At 58.0% G+C, this 438-nt stretch carries 1 pseudogene; it reads left to right on the top strand.

Annotation, left to right across the window (positions count from 1 at the left end):
• Nucleotides 1-433, top strand: a pseudogene (gene purH, locus ACTHUR_RS21285) (bifunctional phosphoribosylaminoimidazolecarboxamide formyltransferase/IMP cyclohydrolase); the annotation flags it as partial.
• Nucleotides 434-438: the final 5 nt, after the last annotated feature.

Genomic DNA, 438 nt, shown 5'->3' with positions numbered 1-438 from the left:
GTTGGTACAAACCCCCGACATCCACCGCCTCAGCCGCGCCGATTTGAAAGTCGTCTCCAAACGCCAACCGACCGAGCAAGAATGGAACGACCTGATGTTTGTATGGAACGTCGCAAAATACGTCAAATCCAACGCCATCGTCTTCGGCAAAGGCGGTCAAACCTACGGCATCGGCGCAGGCCAAATGAGCCGCGTGGACAGCACCCGCATCGCCGCCCGCAAAGCGCAAGATGCCAATCTCGACCTCAACGGCGCATGTGCCGCTTCCGATGCCTTCTTCCCATTCCGTGACGGCGTAGATGTCATTGCCGAGCAGGGCATCAAAGCCATCATCCATCCAGCAGGCTCCATGCGCGACCAAGAAGTCTTTGACGCAGCGGACGAACACGGCATCGCCATGGTCGTCACCGGCATCCGTCATTTCCGCCACTAATAAGC

This window comes from Neisseria sp. P0021.S007 (assembly GCF_051956855.1).
The sequence above is the reverse complement of the archived record's forward strand: the minus strand, read 5'-3'. Positions and strand labels throughout refer to the sequence as shown.